The following is a 17,296-nucleotide window of genomic DNA, read 5'->3' on the forward strand; positions in this document are numbered from 1 at the left end:
GGCTGGTGGAGAGGGCGAAGACCGCTTGTTCGGAGAAGCAGGCAATGACCGGCTGGCGGGAGGCGAAGGCAGTGACACACTGAACGGCGGCGCAGGCAATGACAGCCTGTTCGGAGAGGCAGGCAATGACAGCCTACTCGGCATGAGCGGCAATGACCTGATGTATGGCGGTGAAGGTGCCGACACGCTGGCTGGTGGAGAGGGCGAAGACCGCTTGTTCGGAGAAGCAGGCAATGACCGGCTGATCGGCGGCACCGGGGCCGATACGATGCACGGCGGTGCCGGGGCCGATGTGTTCGTCTTTAACCGCGGCGATAACAGCGTCGCGGCACCAGATCTCATTCTGGACTTCAGAAGCGGCGAGGATCGTCTGGACCTGCGCAGCCTGAACCTGACATTCGAATCGGGCGGCACCTTTACCGGCACGGCGGGACAGTTGATCATTGAAACCTATGGCTTCCGCGAAACCCCGAGCCTGTTTCCTGAAAAGCGTATCCTGATCGACCTGGACGGCGACAGTCAGGCCGATATGCGCATCGACCTGCAAGGCGCCATGACCTTGCTGGAAACCGACTTTTTCCTGTAAGCGGATTCGATACAATTTTAATGAAAACGGCGCGGGGAAACCTGCGCCGTTAGTCTTATCTTAAACCCGATCCCCTAAGGTGCAGAGAATGCTGAGGGGGATATTTTGGTCCAGATCCGACATATTGTGACATTGCTGCCCGATAACGGGCCGTTCCGCACCAATATCGCGGATTTGTCGGTGGTTGCCGTGGGGAACAGCCTTATTCTGGTGGCCAGCACCGCACAGGGCGGCGGGCTGAGCAGCTATCGCATCAGCAACAGCGACAGCGCCATTCAGGCAGTGGATACGCGGGCCTATGTTGGCGCCATTTCGCATCTGGCCGACCCGGAATTGCTGGTGCTTGGCGGCGCACAGCCAAGGGTCATGCCAATTGGCCTTGGTGCCGCCCCTGGCTTTGGGCTGACCCTGCTGGACAGCGGCCATTTCGGCAGCCGCAGCGGATTGCAAAGCAGCGGACTGCCCGCACAAACCGTCGCGGCCGAAACCTTTTCTATCGGCGGCAAAGACTATCTGGTCGCCAATTCGCGCGGTGAATTGAACTTTACCCTATACCGGATGGGCGCGGATAACAGTCTGACCAAAACCGGCGGTTCTTTGCTGAACCCCAAATCCCCCTTTGCCGATGCCGCAATCAGCGATTTCCACATCACCCATATGGGCGGTCAGGTGCAGATTTTTGCGGTCTCGGCACTGGGCAACTTCATCTCCAGCCACACGGTCCGGGCCGATGGCAGCATCACCGGCGGGCAGTTTCTGGGCGTTGCGGATGGTGCAGGCTTTAACCAGCCGACGGCACTGACCTCGGTTCACGTCGCCGGGCGCGACTTTCTGGTGGTAAGTTCGGGCAGCAGCTCATCCCTCACGGTGGTGCTGATCCGCCCCGACGGCAGCATGACCCCGATCGACCATGTGATCGACGAGGAAACCACCCGCTTTCGCGGCGCAACCGCACTGGATTCGGTGATGCTGGACGGGCGGGCCTTTATCTTCGTGGGCGGATCGGATGGCGGCATTACCCTGTTCACCCTGACGCCGGACGGGCGGCTGTTATGGCTGGCGAATATCGTGGACACGGATCAAACTTCGCTGGCGGGGGTCTCGGCACTGGATGCGCAGGTCATCGGCGGCAAGATCATGCTGTTCGCCACCAGCCAGACCGAGGGCGGGATCAGCCAATTCAGCATCGACCCCGGCCCCATCGGCCTGACGCAAACGGTCGGCAACGGTGTCCAGCATGGCACCTCTGGCAGCGACCTGATGGTGGCAGGCGATGGCACGACCCGCCTGTTCGGTGGCGAAGGCGACGATATTCTGATCGCGGGGACAACCTCGGTTTCCATGACCGGCGGGGCGGGTGCGGATATTTTCGTGCCAATGCCGATCAAGGGCCGCATTGCAATTCTGGATTTTCAGGTCGGCATCGACCGGCTGGACCTGTCCAAACTGGGCATGATCCGCAGCACCTATCAGCTTGTTTTTTTTGCCGCAAAGCTATGGAATCAAGATTTTCTACGGCGAAACGGTCATCGACATTTACAGCGCAGACAGAACCATGCTGCTGCCGTCGATGTTCACCAATGAGATCTTCCCGCATACCCACTACGATCCCGGCGCATTTCCGGTCACGATCATTTCCGGGGGCGGCAATGACACATTGGTCGCCCCTGGCAAGACCGGGGCCGAAATGATCGGCGGCGATGGCCATGACCTGATTATCGGCACCCCCGACCGCGACACGCTGATGGGCTGGGGCGGCAATGACACCATCATCGGCAACGGCAGCGCAGATCTGATCTTCGGTCACACCGGCAACGACCGGCTTTTCGGCGGCGAGGGCGACGACACCCTCGACGGAGGCTGGGGGGATGATTTCATCTCGGGCGATGAAGGCCATGACTGGATTATCGGCCAGACGGGACATGACACGATCTATGGCGGTGCCGGGAATGACAGCATTCTGGGCGGCGCGGGCAATGACTTTCTGCACGGCGGGCCAGGCGATGACACGATTTACGGCCAGGATGGCCATGACACCATCTATGGCAATGATGGCGACGATGTGCTGATCGACAGATCCGGCCGCAGCCGCGTCTGGGGGGGCGCTGGCAATGATCTGATTATCACCGGCAATCTGAACGACCTGATTTTCGGCGAAACCGGCAATGACACGATCAAGGCCGGAGCAGGCGATGACATTATCTTCGGCGGCGCGGGCGACGATCAGATCCGGGCCGGGCCGGGCCATGACTTTATCCGTGGCGATGACGGCGACGACACCATCTGGGGCGAGGCCGGAAACGACAAGATTCATGGTGGGCGCGGCAATGATAACATCTCGGGCGGCAGCGGCCATGACAAGATCAAGGGCGAGGATAGCAATGACACCATCCACGGACGCAGCGGGAATGACACGCTGAACGGTGGCGCGGGCGATGACCGGATTTTCGGCGGCACCGGAGATGACCGCATCTTTGGCATGGCCGGCAATGACACGATTTGGGGTGGCGATGGCGCGGATCTGATCCTGACCGGGCCGGGCAACAATATCGTTCTGGCCGGTCATGGTGATGACAATGTGTTCGGCCATTCCGGCGATGACTTTCTGTCAGGCGAAGGTGGTAATGACACGCTGCGCGGACGCGCGGGGAATGACACCATACGCGGCGGCAAGGGCGATGACCGGCTGTTCGGGGATGCGGGCGATGACAAGATTTCGGGCGGTGAGGGCAATGACTTTCTGTTCGGTGGTGCAGGACATGACACCTTGTCTGGGGGCGACGGGAATGACCGGCTGGACGGCGGCGCGGGGGCGGACAAGCTGTGGGGGGGCAACGGGCGCGACACGCTGATCGGCGGCAGCGGCGGCGACACGATGGCAGGCGGCGCGGGGGCGGATATGTTCGTGTTCACCACCCGGATCGACAGCACCCTTGGCGCACCGGACCGGATTATTGATTTTGAACAAGGTCTTGACCGTCTGGACCTGCGCGCACTTGGCCTGTCTGCCAACCCCGCCAATCCTTTTGCCCCCGGCGGGCCGCTGTCCTATCAGGCCACCAGTTATGGCCTGCGATTGCTGATCGACAGCGACGGTGATTCAAGGCCCGACATGCAGATCGACCTTGTGGGGCTGAACCACCTGACCGCAGCGGACCTGATGCTTTAGAACTCCATCAGCTTACGGAAATGCCGGACCAGCAGCAGCAGGCCGAAAAACAGCGTCACCGCCCCAACCGAAACCACATACAGGACCGAGACATATTCCGCATGATAGGTCGCATAGATCCCGCGCCGAAACAGCCCGACAATGTGAATCAACGGATTATACCACAACACATCGCGGGCCATCGGTGGCATCGAACCATATAGAAAGAAAATACCCGAAATCAGGAACAAGGGCCGGGTCAGGATCGACCAGATCTGTTCCCACACCGGGAAGGAGGTCATCAGATAGCAGTTCAGCGTGCCGATTCCCGCCCCCAGAAGGGCCGTCAGCAGCATCGCGCTGGCAATCGCCGCCATATTGACCTGAACCGACAGCCCATAGAGGAACACGATCCCGCCAAGGACCAGTCCGATCACGACCAGATTTGTGATCGTATTCAGGATCAGACGCGCCAACAGCGAATCCATGAAGGTCACATTCGGATAGCCCATGAACGGCTTGGAAAACCGCACCGATTGCGCGATCTTGCTGGACAGCAAATGAAACATGACAAAGGGCAGATAGCCCGTCGCATAAAACAACAAAAAATTCGTGCCAAGCGCAGGCTGGCGCAGCACCAGAGAGAACACCAGCGACAGGACCGCGATCCCGGCCACAGGCTCAAGAATCGCCCAGACATACCCCCCGGCCGAGCGGCCATAGATCGTTTGCACTTCGCGCAGGATCAGCGCCATCACCGCCCGCGCCATCTGGAATCGTGGCCTGCCGGTCACGGGGCGCAAACCGGCATCCGCCATTCCGGGCGACAAAGGCGGGCGCGAATCGGTGGTGACGGTCATGTGATCTGAAACTCTGGCATCAGGACTGATGCAGATGTAACAATGACTGTGGGCAAGAAACAACCGGAAGCACCAGATCGTGAGCCAGCAAGATCAATCAGCCAAGGATGCGGAGCATAACCGCAAGAATCAGGCCGCTCCTGCAACGCGTCCGGTTCTGACCCCGCGCAATATGCAGTCTGCGGCAGGAACCACACCCGCAGCGCAGGCCCCGAAACCAGCGGCACCACAGGCCGCAAAGCCGCCCGCAGCCCCATCGCAGCCGGTTCGCCCCCCTGCCGCTTATGCGACGGGTCAAACCCGGCATCGCCTGCTGGCGCTGTCCTTTCTGATTGTGGTCATTCTGCCCACGCTGATTTCGGCTTGGTATCTTTGGATGCGGGCGGAGGACCGTTATATTTCGACCGTTGCCTTTTCCGTGCGCAAAGAATCTGCCTCGCCCTCGATGGATATGCTGGGGGGGCTGACAGCTTTCACCGGCGATAGTTCAGCTTCGGATACCGACGTGCTTTACGACTTCCTGCGCAGCGAGGACGTGGTAGCCCGCATAGACCAAGCTGTTGATTTGCGGGGGAAGTTTTCCAAGGGCTGGCCGCGAGACCGGATTTTCGCCTTTGATCCCAATGGCACGATCGAGGATCTGACCGAGTATTGGCAGAACCGGATACAGGTGCTGTATGATACCAGCAGCCGGATCATTACACTGAACGTCTCGGCCTATACGCCCGAGGATGCACGCGACATCGCACAAGCGGCTTTCGATGAAAGCAGCAGCACAATCAACCGCTTATCCGACATTGCGCGCGAAGACACGACGCGCTTCGCACGGGCCGAACTGACCCGCTCGCAACAGCGGCTGACCGAAACCCGGCAGGCCCTGACAGGTTATCGCATCCGCAGCCAGATCGTTGACCCCGCCGCCGATCTGGCCGGGCAAATGGGCGTTCTCGGCCAGCTTCAGTCGCAACTGGCCGAGGCGTTGGTCGCTTATGACACGCTACGCGAAAGCGCCCGCGAAAACGACCCGCGCGCCATTCAGGCCCGCCAGCGCATCGACGCCATCCGCTCGCGCATTGCGCAAGAGCGCGAAAAGTTCAGCACCCCCGGCGAAGGGCCGGGCGGCGAAAGCTATGCGCAACTTTTGGCCGAGTATGAGCGGCTGGCCTCGGATATGGAGTTCGCAGAGGCCGCTTTCCGCTCGGCACAGGCATCTTACGACACCGCTCTGGCCGAGGCGCAGCGCCAGTCCCGCTATCTGGCCGCCCATATTGAGCCTCGCGTGGCCCAGGCATCGCTGGTGCCGGATCGCCCGCGTCTGCTGATGTGGATTTTCGTCGGGCTGGTGCTGGGCTGGGCGATCCTGCTGCTGATATACTACAGCATCCGTGACCGGCGCTGATGATTGTTCTGGAAAACCTTTGCAAAAGCTACCGTCTGAGCGGACGCCATACGGTCGTGGCCGACAACATCAGCGCGGTGCTGCCAACAGGTCATGCGGTGGCGTTGATGGGGCGCAATGGCGCGGGCAAGTCCAGCCTGCTGCGAATGATTGCCGGAACGATGCTGCCCACTTCGGGCCGCATCTGGACCGACGGCACGATGTCATGGCCGGTCGGTTTCGCGGGCAGCTTTCACCACGACCTGACCGGGGCGCAGAATATCCGCTTTGTTGCCCGCATCTACGGCGTCGATACCGACGAGTTGGTGGATTATGTTGATGATTTTGCCGAACTTGGAGCCGGCTATCACAAGCCTTTCGGCAGCTATTCTTCGGGGATGCGGTCAAGACTGGCGATGGGCGCCAGCATGGGCATCGCCTTTGACACCTATCTGGTGGATGAGGTCACAAGCGTGGGGGACGCCGCCTTCCGGGCGAAATCCCAGCGGGTGTTCAGCGAGCGAATGAACCACGCCAGCGCCATCGTGGTCAGCCATTCCATGCCCTTCGTGCGTCAGACCTGTACCATGGGCGCGGTTCTGGAGCATGGTAAGCTGCGGCTGTTCGACGATCTGGAGGAAGGTATCGCCACGCATGAACGGTTGATGGGTCTGCCACCAAGCCGCCCCGTAATCAGCCCCGCCGCGAAAGTCTGACCGGGGCGGCCAGAACCGCCCCGCCTTTCTTTCAGCCCTTCAGCACCGCCACGACCTCGGCCTGCTTGATACGAACCAGATCGGCGTCGCCATCGGCTTCAAGGTTCAGACGCACCACGGGTTCCGTATTCGATTTGCGCAGGTTAAAGCGCCAGCCGTCAAAGGCAAAGGAAACCCCATCGGTGCGGTCAATGCTGCTGGCCAGCCCGGTATAACGATCCTCGATCCGGGCGATGGCCGCATCCGCATCATCCAGCCGATAGTTGGTTTCGCCCGAGGAGGGGTAGCGCGTCATCCGTTCCGACAGCAGATCGGCCAGCGAGGCTTGTTTGCGCGACAGCAGTTCCGCGACCAGCAGCCACGGGATCATGCCGCTGTCGCAATAGAAAAAGTCGCGGAAATAGTGATGCGCCGACATTTCGCCGCCATAGATCGCGCCTTCGTCCCGCATCGCCCGCTTGATAAAAGCATGGCCGGTGCGCGACTGCACCGCGACCCCGCCCGCATCCGCAATCACCGCACGGGTGTTCATAATCACGCGCGGATCATGCACCACCTTTTCACCGGGCGATTTCTCAAGGAAGGCCGCCGCCAGCAGGCCGACGATATATTCGCCGGGAATGAAACGCCCGGTATCGTCAAAGAAAAAGCAGCGGTCGAAATCGCCGTCCCAGGCCACGCCAAGATCGGCACCTTCGGCCCGGACAGGATCGGCGGTCATGTGCTGGTTTTCGTCCAGCAGCGGGTTCGGAATGCCGTTCGGAAAGCTGGAATCCGGGTTATGGTTGATGCGCACGAATTGCAGCGGCGCGTTGCGGCGTTCCAGCTCGGCGGCGATGGCATCAAAGGTCGGGCCAGCAGTTCCATTGCCCGCATTGACCAGAATCTTCATCGGGCGCAGCAGGCTGACATCGACAAAATCGACCAGCGCCTTGGCATATGCCGCGCGCGCCTCGGGCAGCGGCTTGACCTGCCCCTTGGTCGCGGCGGCAAAGTCGCCGGATTCGGCCAGTTTCTGCACCTCGGCCAGTTCGACATCCGGTGACAGGGGCGCGGAACCGGGGCCGACCAGTTTCATGCCGTTGTAATCAATCGGGTTATGCGAGGCTGTGACCTCGATCCCGCCATCGGTGCCGTAATGGCCCGTGGCGAAATAGACTTCCTCGGTGCCGCAAAGCCCAAGATCCAGCACATCGGCACCACCATCGGTCAGCCCTTCGATCAGCGCCGCCGCCAGCGCGGGCGAGCTTTCGCGGCTGTCACGCCCGACAACCACGGATTTGGGCGCACGCACCTGCGCAAAGGCGCGACCGATGCGATACGCGATGTCTTCGTCAAGATCGACGCCCAAACGGCCACGAACATCATAGGCCTTGAAACTGTCGATACTGCGCTGGCCCATCTGGCGGGCCGGGATGGTGTTGGACATGAGATTCCTCGCAAGCCATTGTCGGATCATGGCTAACCCGTCCTGATCGCAAAGCAAAGCGGGTTTTCACGCGGCACCGCCGATCTGCGCGGCTGGCAGAGCCGACAGGCCGAAACCCGCCATAACCGCCAGAATATCCGCACGGCGGAACGGTTTGTGCAGCAGCCCGTCCAACCCCGCAGCGATAATCCGGTCGCGGATACCGTCCTCGGCATAGGCGGTGGTGGCGATGATCGGGACGCGGGGCCTGCTGCTGACGGCTTCGGCCTGGCGGATACGGGCGGTTGCATCCAGCCCGTTCAGCAGAGGCATGGAAATATCCATGAAAATCAGCGCAAACGGCCAATCACGCCACAAATCCAGCGCCTCGGCCCCATTGCTGGCATGGTGGATCTGCAAACCTGTCTGCTGGATGAAGCGGTCCAGAAGCATCCGGTTGGTGGCATTATCATCCGCTATCAACACATGATGCAGACCGGGATCATCCGCCGCAATATGGGCCGGCACACCCTCTGGTTGCACAGGTGGCGGCGCGACCCATTCCACAGGGACATCCACACCCTCGGCCAAGGGCAGATCAAGGTTGCAGCCAAAGGTCGTCCCGGTCACGCCATCGCTGAACAGCCAGATCCGCCCCCCCATCGCCTCGACCAGATGCCGGGTGATGGTCAGGCCAAGCCCGGTTCCGCCGGTTGCGCGATGGCCGGGCAGATCAAGCTGGACGAACTCTTGAAACACATCGTCCTGACGTTCTTCGGGGATGCCGGTGCCGCTGTCCTCGACCCGCAGGATCAGCCCTTTGCCGCCGCGCCCGGCATCCAGATGCAGCACCGCCCCGCCCTGCACCGTGAACTTCAGCGCGTTGCCCACCAGATTCATCAGCACCTGCCGCAGCCGCCCCGGATCACCGACGAAGCCATCGGCCAGCCCCGGCGAAAAGCGGGCGCGCAGGGTCAGCCCTTTGCCTTCGGCCTGTGGGCCAAGCAGCGTCAGCACGCTGTCGATCAGGCTCCGTAAACTGAACGGCTGCGTATCTATCCGCAGCCTGCCGCTTTGTCCGCGCGAAAAATCCAAAATGTCATTGACCAGCCGCAACAGCGCCTCGCCCGAATCACGGATCGTTCGGGCCAGCCGCGCCTGTTCCGGCGACAAGCCGCTGTCACCAAGCAGATCCGCGAGGCCGATCACCCCGGTGACAGGGGTGCGCAGTTCATGGCTCATATTCGCCAGCAGGGTCGCCTGTGCGCTGCTCAGCCGGTCGCGGTCGCGGTTCGCGGCCTCCAGCTCGCGCTGACGGCGCAGGGTTTCCGTCACGTCCGTGGCCAGAACGGCGGTCGAGCCATCCTCCATCCGGCGGGCATACCAGCGCATTATCACGCCGTCCGGCGCAGGCACCATCAACGCCGCACCCTTGTTGCTGGGCAGGCCGTTGAACCAGTCCAGAATCCGTTCGCCCGGCAACAGAACAAGCTGATGTCGCACCGCAGCAATGACCAGAACGCTAACGTGAATCCCCGGAACACAGGTGATCGCCGGCTGAAAGAAACGCCGGAACGCCCGGTTCGTGTGCCGCACGCGGGCCTGCTGATCGACCACCAGAAAGCCATCGCGCAGGCTGTCCAGCGCGTCGGTTATCACGCGATCCTGCTGGAGACAGCCGCCCACCTCTGCCATCAGCGCAGATAAGGCATCGGCACTGTCCGAGGGCAGCGCAGGCACCTGAACCGGCGCCAGATCACGGCTGGCGGTGGCCCGAGCCAGCCCATACAGAGCGCGACGCAGCCCCTCGACCTCTGCTTTCAGTTCTGTTTCATCCGCCATTGCCGTTCCGTCGAATCGTCGTTGATCCCGTCCTAAGGCAAAACCGTGAATATCCCCTTAACGCCTGCAACATTTCCGGCCGCGCCGACTATAATTATTTAATCTGAAACAGTATTTTGCATTTTCAGGCTTTGTGTTAGAATAGGCATATGCTGCGCATAACCGATCAGATCGTCATTCAGGAATGGGAATTGTCCGAACAGTTCACCCGATCGCAGGGACCGGGCGGGCAGAATGTGAACAAGGTTGAAACGGCGGTCGAATTACGCTTCGAGGCCGAGCGGTCGCCGCATTTGCCTGATCCTGTCAAGCGACGGCTGAAGCGGCTGGCGGGACGGCGCTGGACGGCGGATGGCGCGATCCTGATTCTGGCGCAGGAAACACGTTCGCAGGCACGCAACCGCGAATTGGCGCGTGAACGGCTGGCGGACCTGATCCGCAAGGCTCTGGTTACGCCGAAACGCCGCATTGCAACCCGCCCCACGCTTGGCAGTCAGAGACGACGGCTGAAAGCCAAAGCTGAACGAGGCGAGGTCAAGGCTTTGCGCGGTCGTATCAATGGGGCAGAGGAATAGCATGAAACGCAGCTTGCGGGATCGTCTTGGCAGTTTTCTGGGTCGCCCGCCCCATGCGATGCAGGTCGGGGCGCTGTGCCTGAACCGCCCGCGGGACATGGTGCTGCTGATTACCAGCCGCGGCACCGGGCGCTGGATCATCCCGAAAGGCTGGCCGATGCCCGGTCATTCGCTGGCCGAGGCTGCCGCGCAAGAGGCGTGGGAGGAAGCCGGTGTGCGCGGCACCCTGTCCCCGGCCGAACATGGCCGCTATCACTATGACAAGAAACAGGACAGCGGCTTTTCCGTGCCGATCGAAGTTGCCGTTTTTGCCATCGAGGTGCAGGAGCTCGCCACCCATTTCCCCGAGGAACATGAGCGCCACCGGCAATGGTTCACCCCCGAGGCCGCCGCTGAACGGGTTGATGAAACAGAGCTGAAACAGCTTTTGCGTGCATTGCGAGGCTAAGCGTATCTTGCTTTTCGCGGGCTTTGGCCGCAGTTTCCCGGCATGAAACTTCCCAACGGCAATTATCGTATTCTGGACAAGGATCTGAACCGGATCTCGAACGCGGCCTTTGCATCGGCTGCGGCGGCGCATCCGTGGCTGCGTCTTGGCGCGGCAGTGCTGTTCGTCGCCACGATGGCGCTGGTCGCGGTGGGGCTGTTCAGCGACCGGCCAGGGCTGACGACGATTGCGGCGGGCATGGCGCTGGCGGCGTGGCTGGCGCTGGGAATTGGCGGCAATGATGTCGCCAACACGCTTGGACCGGCCTATGGCGCCGGAGCAATTTCCCTTGGTGCCGGACTGGTTCTGGCCGCCTGCGCCGAGCTTGCAGGCGCATGGTTCGGGGCGCGGGGCGTTTCAACCACGCTGACGCAGGGGGTCTTGCCACTGGACAAGCTGCTGATCGGCACGCAGCCTGCGCAAATCATGCTGGCAGCCCTGCTGGCGGCAGCCGTATGGATCAGCCTTTGCACATGGAGCCGCGCGCCGGTCAGCACAACCCATGCCATCGTCGGCGGCATTGCCGGGGCCGGAGCGGCGGCCTATGGGCCGCAGGAGATCAATTGGGGCGGGCTAATGCAGATCGGCAGCGGCTGGCTGGTGTCGCCGCTGGTATCGGCGCTGCTGGCAGCCATTCTGATGACCGTTGTGCAATTACGGATTCACGCAGCGCCAGATCGTTACCGGGCGGCACTTTATTGGCTGTCCGGCATGGTTGCGGTCACGATGGGCAGTTTCGGCCTGCTGATCGGGCTGTCGCTGGGGGCGCTGCAAAGCTGCCTGCTGGGGCTGACGCTGGCAGCGACCAGCGGGCTGTGGACGGCCTGGCGCATTGCCCGCGTTCCCCGCAGCCTGCCGCGCAAGGACGCCCTGAAGCAGATGCTTGGCCCGCCGCTGGTGATGTCGGTCATGCTGATGGCCTTTGCACATGGGGCCAATGACGTTGCCAATATCGCCGGGCCGCTGGCGGTGCTGCTGCAAAGCGCCGGTATCTATGGCGCGGCAATCAATATACCATCCTTTGTCGTCGCGCTGGCCGGTGCCGGGATTGCGCTTGGCGTTTTGCTGTTTGGCTGGCGGCTGGTGCGTATGGTCGGCAACGGCATCACCCGCCTGAACCCGGTACGGTCGCTGTGCGTGACAATGGCCAGCGGGCTGACCGTAGTTGCCGCCTCGTCACTGGCCATGCCGGTTTCGATCACGCATATCACCGTAGGCGGCGTGTTTGGGGTTGGGTTGTTCCGCGAATGGGACGACCGTCGCCGCCGTAAGAACCACGTCACCTTGCCGCCCGAAGAAATGCACCGCCGCCACCTTGTCCGGCGCAGCTTTCTGTTTACGGTGATTGCAGCCTGGGCGGTTACGGTTCCGGTGGTGGCAAGCCTGTCGGCCGTGATCTTCTGGCTGTTGTCCGTGCTTTAGGTATCACCAGCGCGGTGTCCTTGACGAAAAGCGGTGCGCCGCCACGGTCCAGATCCCGCCCATGCGAAGCCTGACGCAGAGGCGCGGGCCAGATCCGGTCCAGTATGACCAGCATCAGCCATGCCAGCCATTCCATCATTTTTCGCATATTCCGCACCCCTTTTCAGGCTGGTTCCCTGTCGCAAGCCATGCCCGCAACGCTCACCATCACCCAAAAAGGTTGAAAAAACGCTAATGCCCGAAAAAATCAGACGATCACCGCCTGCGCTTGCTGTTCACCCATGTTGAACAGCCTTTTGTAACGCTCGACCTGATCCGCCGGTCCCATTGCCTTGCCGGGGTTGTCGGACAGCTTGACCGTCGGCCGCCCGTCGGCCTCGACCGCCTTGCAGACCAGCGAAAAGGGCGCCAGCCCATCACCCGGAACCAGGCCCCGGAAATCATTGGTCAACAGCGTCCCCCAACCAAAGGAAGGCCGCACCCGGTCCTTGAACAGACCATGCAGGCGCTCGATTTCCGCAACGTCCAGCCCGTCGCTGAAAATCACCAGCTTTTTGCGAGGGTCTTCGCCGCGTTCCTGCCACCAGCGGATCGCCATTTCGGTTGCCTGCACCGGGTCGCCACTGTCGATGCGGATGCCGGTCCAGCCCGCCAGCCAGTCTGGCGCATTGCGCAGGAAGTTCTCGGTCCCGAAGGTGTCGGGCAGGATCATGCGCAGGTTGCCCTCATGCTCCTCGTGCCAGTCAGCCAGCACGTCATAAGGGGCGCGGCGCAGGGCCTCGTCACTATCGGCCAGAGCAGCATAAACCATTGGCAGTTCATGCGCATTGGTGCCAATTGCCTCGATGTCGCGGCGCATGGCGATCAGGCAGTTCGAAGTGCCGATGAAAGCCCCGCCCTGATCGGCATTGCCAAGCCCTTCGATCATCGCCTGAACGCACCAGTCCTGCCACAGATAGCTGTGCCGCCGCCTGGTGCCGAAATCCGCGATTTTCAGGCCGTCCAGCTTGCGCAGACGCTCGATCTTTTCCCAGATGCGGGTCATGGCGCGGGCGTAAAGCACCTGCAATTCAAACCGCCCCATCGTGTTCAGCACCGCACGGGAGCGCAGTTCCATCAGAATGGCGAGCGCAGGGATTTCCCACAACATGACTTCGGGCCAACGGCCTTCAAAGGTCAGCTCATACTGACCATCGCGCTTGTCCAGATGATAGGCGGGCAGGCGCAGATTTTCCAGAAACTCCATGAAATCGGGGCGGAACATCTGGCGCTTGCCGTAAAAGGTGTTCCCGCGCATCCACGTCGATTCCCCGCGCGTCAGCGACAAGCCGCGCACATGGTCCAACTGCTCGCGCAGCTCGCCCTCGTCGATCAGATCGGCAAGGCGCACATCCTTGCTGCGGTTGATAAGCTGGAATGTCACATGCGTATCGGGCCGGTTGCGGAACACCGACTGACACATCAGCAGCTTGTAGAAGTCATCGTCGATCAGCGAGCGCACGATCGGGTCGATTTTCCAGCGGTGGTTATAGACCCGGCTGGCAATGTCCACGCTTGGCATCATCATGTCAGGATCACCCCCGCCTGCTGCATCGCGATGCGCGTCGCGTCGCGTGATCCACGCAGGTCGATGGCCCGACAGGCAGATTCGATCACGCTGGCACGGAACCCCTGCTTGACCGCATCCATCGCAGACCATGCCACACAGAAGTCAAAGGCCAGCCCGACAAAAGTCAGATCGCTGATACCGCGTTCCCGCAGATAGCCCGCCAGCCCGGTCGGCGTGCGGTGGTCATTTTCGAAAAACGCGGAATAGCTGTCGATACCGGGATGAAAGCCCTTGCGGATCACCACATCGGCAAGATCAACTGCCAAAGTCGGATGAAACGCCGCCCCCGGCGAGCCAATGACACAATGTCGCGGCCATAGCACCTGAGGGCCATAAGACATATTGATCGTCTCATATGCCGCGCGCCCCGGATGATTGTCGGCAAAGCTGGAATGATCTTCCGGGTGCCAGTCCTGCGTCAGAACCACAGCGTCGAAATCAGGCATCAGGTCGTTGATCTCAGGCACAATTTCATCGCCAGCGGCAACGGCAAGCCGGCCTCCGAGGCAAAAATCGTTCTGAACATCGACTACGATCAGGGCTTTCATGCGCGCCTCCGTTTCGCAAAGTGGTAGGCGTGCCAGCCCGGCGCGTCAATGCGCCCACCTGCGAAACGCAGGGTTTTCGTGGACGATGGCACACAATCCCGCTAAGACCGCGCAACAATAACAAAGGAGGAGTGGGATGCCGGACAGTTTCGACCATCGCCATCAGGGTCAGTATGATGACCACAATCACATTCAGGAAGGCCGCTCGGCGGCAATGGTCTGGGGGCTGCGCGCCCTCGGGCTGGTTGCTGCCGCAGTCGTCTGGCTGGCCATGGGGGCCTCCGAAGGGCTGCCGCCCGACGCGCGCAATGTCGCAGCCATTGCCACGCTGATGGCCGTCTGGTGGATGACCGAGGCCATTCCGCTGTCGGCCACCTCGCTGCTGCCCATCGTGCTGATCCCGATTTTCACCGAACGCACGGTGACGCAGGCAACTGCGCCCTATGCGAACCCCATCGTGTTCCTGTTCCTCGGCGGCTTTCTGATCGCCATTGCGATGGAGAAATGGAACCTGCACCGCCGCATTGCGCTGAAAACCCTTGCTGCCGTAGGGGTGGAACCCAAGCGCATCGTGCTGGGAATGATGCTGGCCACCGGTTTCCTGTCGATGTGGGTGTCAAACACCGCCACCACGCTGATGATGCTGCCCATCGGCATGTCGGTTCTGGCACTGGTGATTGACCGCAGCTCAAAACAGGACGCCTCGGCGCTGAATGCGGACGGGCGGCTGTCCGACGTTATCAACAACCCGGAGATCAAGGCATTTGGCGTCTGCCTGATGCTGTCGATTGCATGGTCTGCCAGCATCGGCGGGCTTGGCACGCTGCTGGGCAGCCCCCCGAACGCCATTGTGGCGGGCTATGCCAAGGAAGAACTGGGCCGCGAAATCGGCTTCCTGCAATGGATGGTCATTGGCACGCCGCTGGCCTTCACCTTCATTCTGGTGGCATGGGTGCTGATGACCCGCGTGCTTTACCCGTTCAAGCTGGACGAGGTTCCCGGCGGCAAGCAGATGATCGACGAACAAATTGCCGAACTTGGTCCGATGTCGCAGGGTGAACGTATGGTGCTGTTCGTGTTCCTTGGCGCAGCCTTCCTCTGGGTGGTGCCGGGGCTGCTGAAAAGCCTGCTGGGTCTGGACCTTGGCCCGCTGAGCCAGATGAATGATACCGCCATCGCCATCGGCGCAGGTCTGGTGCTGTTCCTGCTGCCCGCCGTGGGCCGCACCCGCATGGTGCTGGACTGGAAAGACGCCGAGGATGGCCTGCCCTGGGGTGTGCTGCTGCTGTTCGGCGGCGGTCTGTCGCTGGCCGGGGCGGTCGGTGCCTCGGGTCTGGATCAATGGTTCGGCGCTCAGGTCCAGGATCTTCAGACACTGCCGACCCTCGGACTGGTGATGGCGGTGACGCTGCTGATCCTGTTCCTGACCGAAGTCACCAGCAACACGGCCACTGCCGCGACCTTTATTCCGGTGCTTGGCGGGGTGGCAATCGGCATCGGCACCGACGCCTTTGCCCTGCTGATCCCGGCCGCACTGGCCGCCACCTGCGCCTTCATGCTGCCGGTGGGGACACCGCCGAACGCCATCGTGTTCGGGACCGGCAAGGTCACAATCGCGCAGATGGCCAAGGGCGGCTTCGTGCTGAACATCGTCGGCGTGGTGCTGATTACCCTGTTCGTCTATGTGCTGGGCGGCTGGGCCTTGGGGATTCAGTTCTGATCCCTTGAAGAAACCAGGCGCGGCGGCTAAGCCCGGCATATGCTGACAGTCGCCGCGCTTTATCATTTCACCCGTTTCCCCGATCCTGCCGCCCTGCGCGGCCCGCTTCTGGCCGTGGCCGAAGCAGGTGGCGTCAAAGGCACCCTGCTGCTGGCGCAAGAGGGGATAAACGGCACCATCGCCGGTCCGCGTGACGGGATCGACGCGATTCTGGCCCATATCCGCGCCCTGCCCGGCTGCGCCGATCTGGTCTGGAAGGAAAGCACCGCCCGCGACATGCCCTTTGCCCGAATGAAAGTCCGCCTGAAGCGCGAGATCGTCACCATGGGCCAGCCAGACGTGGACCCGACGGCCGCTGTCGGCCATTATGTCGAACCGGCCGACTGGAACGCCCTGATCAGCGCCCCCGATGTGGCGGTCATTGACACCCGCAACGATTACGAGGTCGAGATCGGCACCTTTCAGGGCGCGGTCGATCCGCACACCCGCAGCTTCCGCGACTTTCCCGCATGGTGGGCCGAAAACGCACATCGCTTTCACAACAAGCGCATCGCCATGTTCTGCACCGGCGGCATCCGCTGCGAGAAATCAACCAATTACCTGCTGTCCCAGGGCGTCGATCAGGTCTTTCACCTGAAAGGCGGCATCCTGAAATATCTGGAAGATGTGCCTGAGGATCAAAGCCTGTGGCAAGGTGACTGCTTTGTCTTTGATAAGCGCATCAGCCTGCGCCACGGGTTGAAACAGGGCGATTACGACCTGTGCCACGCCTGCCGCCGACCACTGTCGGCAAAGGACAGGCAACGCCCGGAATATGAAACCGGCGTCTCATGCCACCGCTGCGCCGGGGAATACAGCGACGCCGGCCGTACCCGCTTCCGCGAACGCCAGCATCAGGTCGAACTGGCCCAATCGCGGGGCAAGACGCATCTGGCATAAGGGGGGCTGTCTGCCCCCCATCGCGTGCCGCGATTCCCCCCCGAGGATATTTCTGGAC

Annotated in this window: 15 protein-coding genes; 10 read left to right on the forward strand and 5 right to left on the reverse strand. The window is 61.7% G+C overall.

All coding sequences use genetic code 11. The features are described from left to right. From Q4G24_RS07210 to Q4G24_RS07220, 3 genes are all read left to right on the forward strand, one after another. On the forward strand, window positions 1–586 hold a 586-nt coding region (locus Q4G24_RS07210; RefSeq protein ID WP_303365836.1), incomplete at its 5' end, for a calcium-binding protein. Window positions 587–691: 105 nt separating this feature from the next. Further along, complete coding sequence (locus Q4G24_RS07215; protein ID WP_303365837.1) at window positions 692–2,170, forward strand: hypothetical protein; 1,479 nt, start codon at window positions 692–694, stop codon at window positions 2,168–2,170. Continuing rightward, window positions 2,142–3,755, forward strand: coding sequence for a calcium-binding protein (locus Q4G24_RS07220; protein ID WP_303365838.1), 1,614 nt, complete (start codon window positions 2,142–2,144; stop codon window positions 3,753–3,755). Before Q4G24_RS07215 ends, Q4G24_RS07220 begins: the two co-directional genes overlap by 29 nt. Here the strand turns inward: Q4G24_RS07220 and Q4G24_RS07225 are convergent. Beyond that, complete coding sequence (locus tag Q4G24_RS07225; protein WP_368660927.1) at window positions 3,752–4,594, reverse strand: ABC transporter permease; 843 nt, start codon at window positions 4,592–4,594, stop codon at window positions 3,752–3,754. The genes Q4G24_RS07220 and Q4G24_RS07225 overlap by 4 nt on opposite strands. Window positions 4,595–4,673: 79 nt before the next feature. On the opposite strand from Q4G24_RS07225, the gene Q4G24_RS07230 reads away from it, so the two are divergent. Then, entirely contained in the window at window positions 4,674–5,993 is a 1,320-nt protein-coding gene (locus Q4G24_RS07230) for a capsule biosynthesis protein (RefSeq protein WP_303365839.1), read from the forward strand. Next, complete coding sequence (locus Q4G24_RS07235) at window positions 5,993–6,688, forward strand: ABC transporter ATP-binding protein (RefSeq protein ID WP_303365840.1); 696 nt, start codon at window positions 5,993–5,995, stop codon at window positions 6,686–6,688. The genes Q4G24_RS07230 and Q4G24_RS07235 overlap by 1 nt, the downstream gene beginning before the upstream one ends. A gap of 31 nt (window positions 6,689–6,719) precedes the next feature. Here the strand turns inward: Q4G24_RS07235 and Q4G24_RS07240 are convergent, their stop codons facing one another. Both Q4G24_RS07240 and Q4G24_RS07245 read right to left on the reverse strand, forming a co-directional pair. After that, window positions 6,720–8,117 carry a phosphomannomutase gene (locus tag Q4G24_RS07240; RefSeq protein WP_303365841.1) on the reverse strand — a complete coding sequence of 466 codons (1,398 nt, stop codon included), beginning with the start codon at window positions 8,115–8,117 and terminating at the stop codon, window positions 6,720–6,722. A 66-nt stretch (window positions 8,118–8,183) separates the two neighbouring features. Beyond that, on the reverse strand, window positions 8,184–9,938 hold the full coding sequence (locus tag Q4G24_RS07245) for an ATP-binding protein (RefSeq protein WP_303365842.1): 1,755 nt from the start codon (window positions 9,936–9,938) through the stop codon (window positions 8,184–8,186). Window positions 9,939–10,087: 149 nt separating this feature from the next. Here Q4G24_RS07245 and arfB point away from each other — a divergent pair, with 149 nt between their 5' ends. The 3 genes from arfB to Q4G24_RS07260 are packed head-to-tail and all read left to right on the forward strand — an operon-like array spanning window position 10,088 to window position 12,422. Further along, window positions 10,088–10,513 carry an alternative ribosome rescue aminoacyl-tRNA hydrolase ArfB gene (arfB, locus tag Q4G24_RS07250; protein ID WP_303365843.1) on the forward strand — a complete coding sequence of 142 codons (426 nt, stop codon included), beginning with the start codon at window positions 10,088–10,090 and terminating at the stop codon, window positions 10,511–10,513. A 1-nt stretch (window position 10,514) separates the two neighbouring features. Further along, window positions 10,515–10,961: an NUDIX hydrolase gene (locus Q4G24_RS07255; RefSeq protein ID WP_303365844.1), complete on the forward strand. Its 447-nt coding sequence runs from the start codon at window positions 10,515–10,517 to the stop codon at window positions 10,959–10,961. A gap of 42 nt (window positions 10,962–11,003) precedes the next feature. After that, window positions 11,004–12,422, forward strand: a complete 1,419-nt coding sequence (locus Q4G24_RS07260; protein ID WP_303365845.1) for an inorganic phosphate transporter — start codon at window positions 11,004–11,006, stop codon at window positions 12,420–12,422. A gap of 247 nt (window positions 12,423–12,669) precedes the next feature. On the opposite strand, the gene pncB is transcribed toward Q4G24_RS07260, so the two are convergent. Together pncB and pncA are read right to left on the reverse strand one after the other, a co-directional pair. Next, window positions 12,670–13,989, reverse strand: a complete 1,320-nt coding sequence (pncB, locus tag Q4G24_RS07265) for a nicotinate phosphoribosyltransferase (RefSeq protein WP_303365846.1) — start codon at window positions 13,987–13,989, stop codon at window positions 12,670–12,672. Next, complete coding sequence (gene pncA, locus Q4G24_RS07270; protein WP_303365847.1) at window positions 13,986–14,579, reverse strand: bifunctional nicotinamidase/pyrazinamidase; 594 nt, start codon at window positions 14,577–14,579, stop codon at window positions 13,986–13,988. Before pncA ends, pncB begins: the two co-directional genes overlap by 4 nt. Before the next feature lie 136 nt (window positions 14,580–14,715). On the opposite strand from pncA, the gene Q4G24_RS07275 reads away from it, so the two are divergent. Beyond that, window positions 14,716–16,299, forward strand: a complete 1,584-nt coding sequence (locus Q4G24_RS07275; RefSeq protein WP_303365848.1) for a DASS family sodium-coupled anion symporter — start codon at window positions 14,716–14,718, stop codon at window positions 16,297–16,299. A gap of 39 nt (window positions 16,300–16,338) precedes the next feature. Next, window positions 16,339–17,238, forward strand: a complete 900-nt coding sequence (locus Q4G24_RS07280) for a rhodanese-related sulfurtransferase (protein WP_303365849.1) — start codon at window positions 16,339–16,341, stop codon at window positions 17,236–17,238. Window positions 17,239–17,296: the final 58 nt, after the last annotated feature.

Origin of the sequence: Paracoccus sp. (in: a-proteobacteria) (genome assembly GCF_030538695.1) — a bacterium.
GTDB lineage: Bacteria > Pseudomonadota > Alphaproteobacteria > Rhodobacterales > Rhodobacteraceae > Paracoccus.

What these genes read in the sequence shown, in the direction of transcription:
- Q4G24_RS07260 (WP_303365845.1), top strand. Translation starts at nt 11,004, where the DNA reads ATGAAACTTCCCAACGGCAATTATCGTATTCTGGACAAGGATCTGAAC.
- Q4G24_RS07220 (WP_303365838.1), top strand. Translation starts at nt 2,142, where the DNA reads ATGCTGCTGCCGTCGATGTTCACCAATGAGATCTTCCCGCATACCCAC.
- arfB (WP_303365843.1), top strand. Translation starts at nt 10,088, where the DNA reads ATGCTGCGCATAACCGATCAGATCGTCATTCAGGAATGGGAATTGTCC.
- Q4G24_RS07275 (WP_303365848.1), top strand. Translation starts at nt 14,716, where the DNA reads ATGCCGGACAGTTTCGACCATCGCCATCAGGGTCAGTATGATGACCAC.
- Q4G24_RS07245 (WP_303365842.1), bottom strand. Translation starts at nt 9,938, where the DNA reads ATGGCGGATGAAACAGAACTGAAAGCAGAGGTCGAGGGGCTGCGTCGC.
- Q4G24_RS07240 (WP_303365841.1), bottom strand. Translation starts at nt 8,117, where the DNA reads ATGTCCAACACCATCCCGGCCCGCCAGATGGGCCAGCGCAGTATCGAC.
- pncB (WP_303365846.1), bottom strand. Translation starts at nt 13,989, where the DNA reads ATGATGATGCCAAGCGTGGACATTGCCAGCCGGGTCTATAACCACCGC.
- Q4G24_RS07225 (WP_368660927.1), bottom strand. Translation starts at nt 4,594, where the DNA reads ATGACCGTCACCACCGATTCGCGCCCGCCTTTGTCGCCCGGAATGGCG.
- Q4G24_RS07280 (WP_303365849.1), top strand. Translation starts at nt 16,339, where the DNA reads ATGCTGACAGTCGCCGCGCTTTATCATTTCACCCGTTTCCCCGATCCT.
- pncA (WP_303365847.1), bottom strand. Translation starts at nt 14,579, where the DNA reads ATGAAAGCCCTGATCGTAGTCGATGTTCAGAACGATTTTTGCCTCGGA.
- Q4G24_RS07255 (WP_303365844.1), top strand. Translation starts at nt 10,515, where the DNA reads ATGAAACGCAGCTTGCGGGATCGTCTTGGCAGTTTTCTGGGTCGCCCG.
- Q4G24_RS07235 (WP_303365840.1), top strand. Translation starts at nt 5,993, where the DNA reads ATGATTGTTCTGGAAAACCTTTGCAAAAGCTACCGTCTGAGCGGACGC.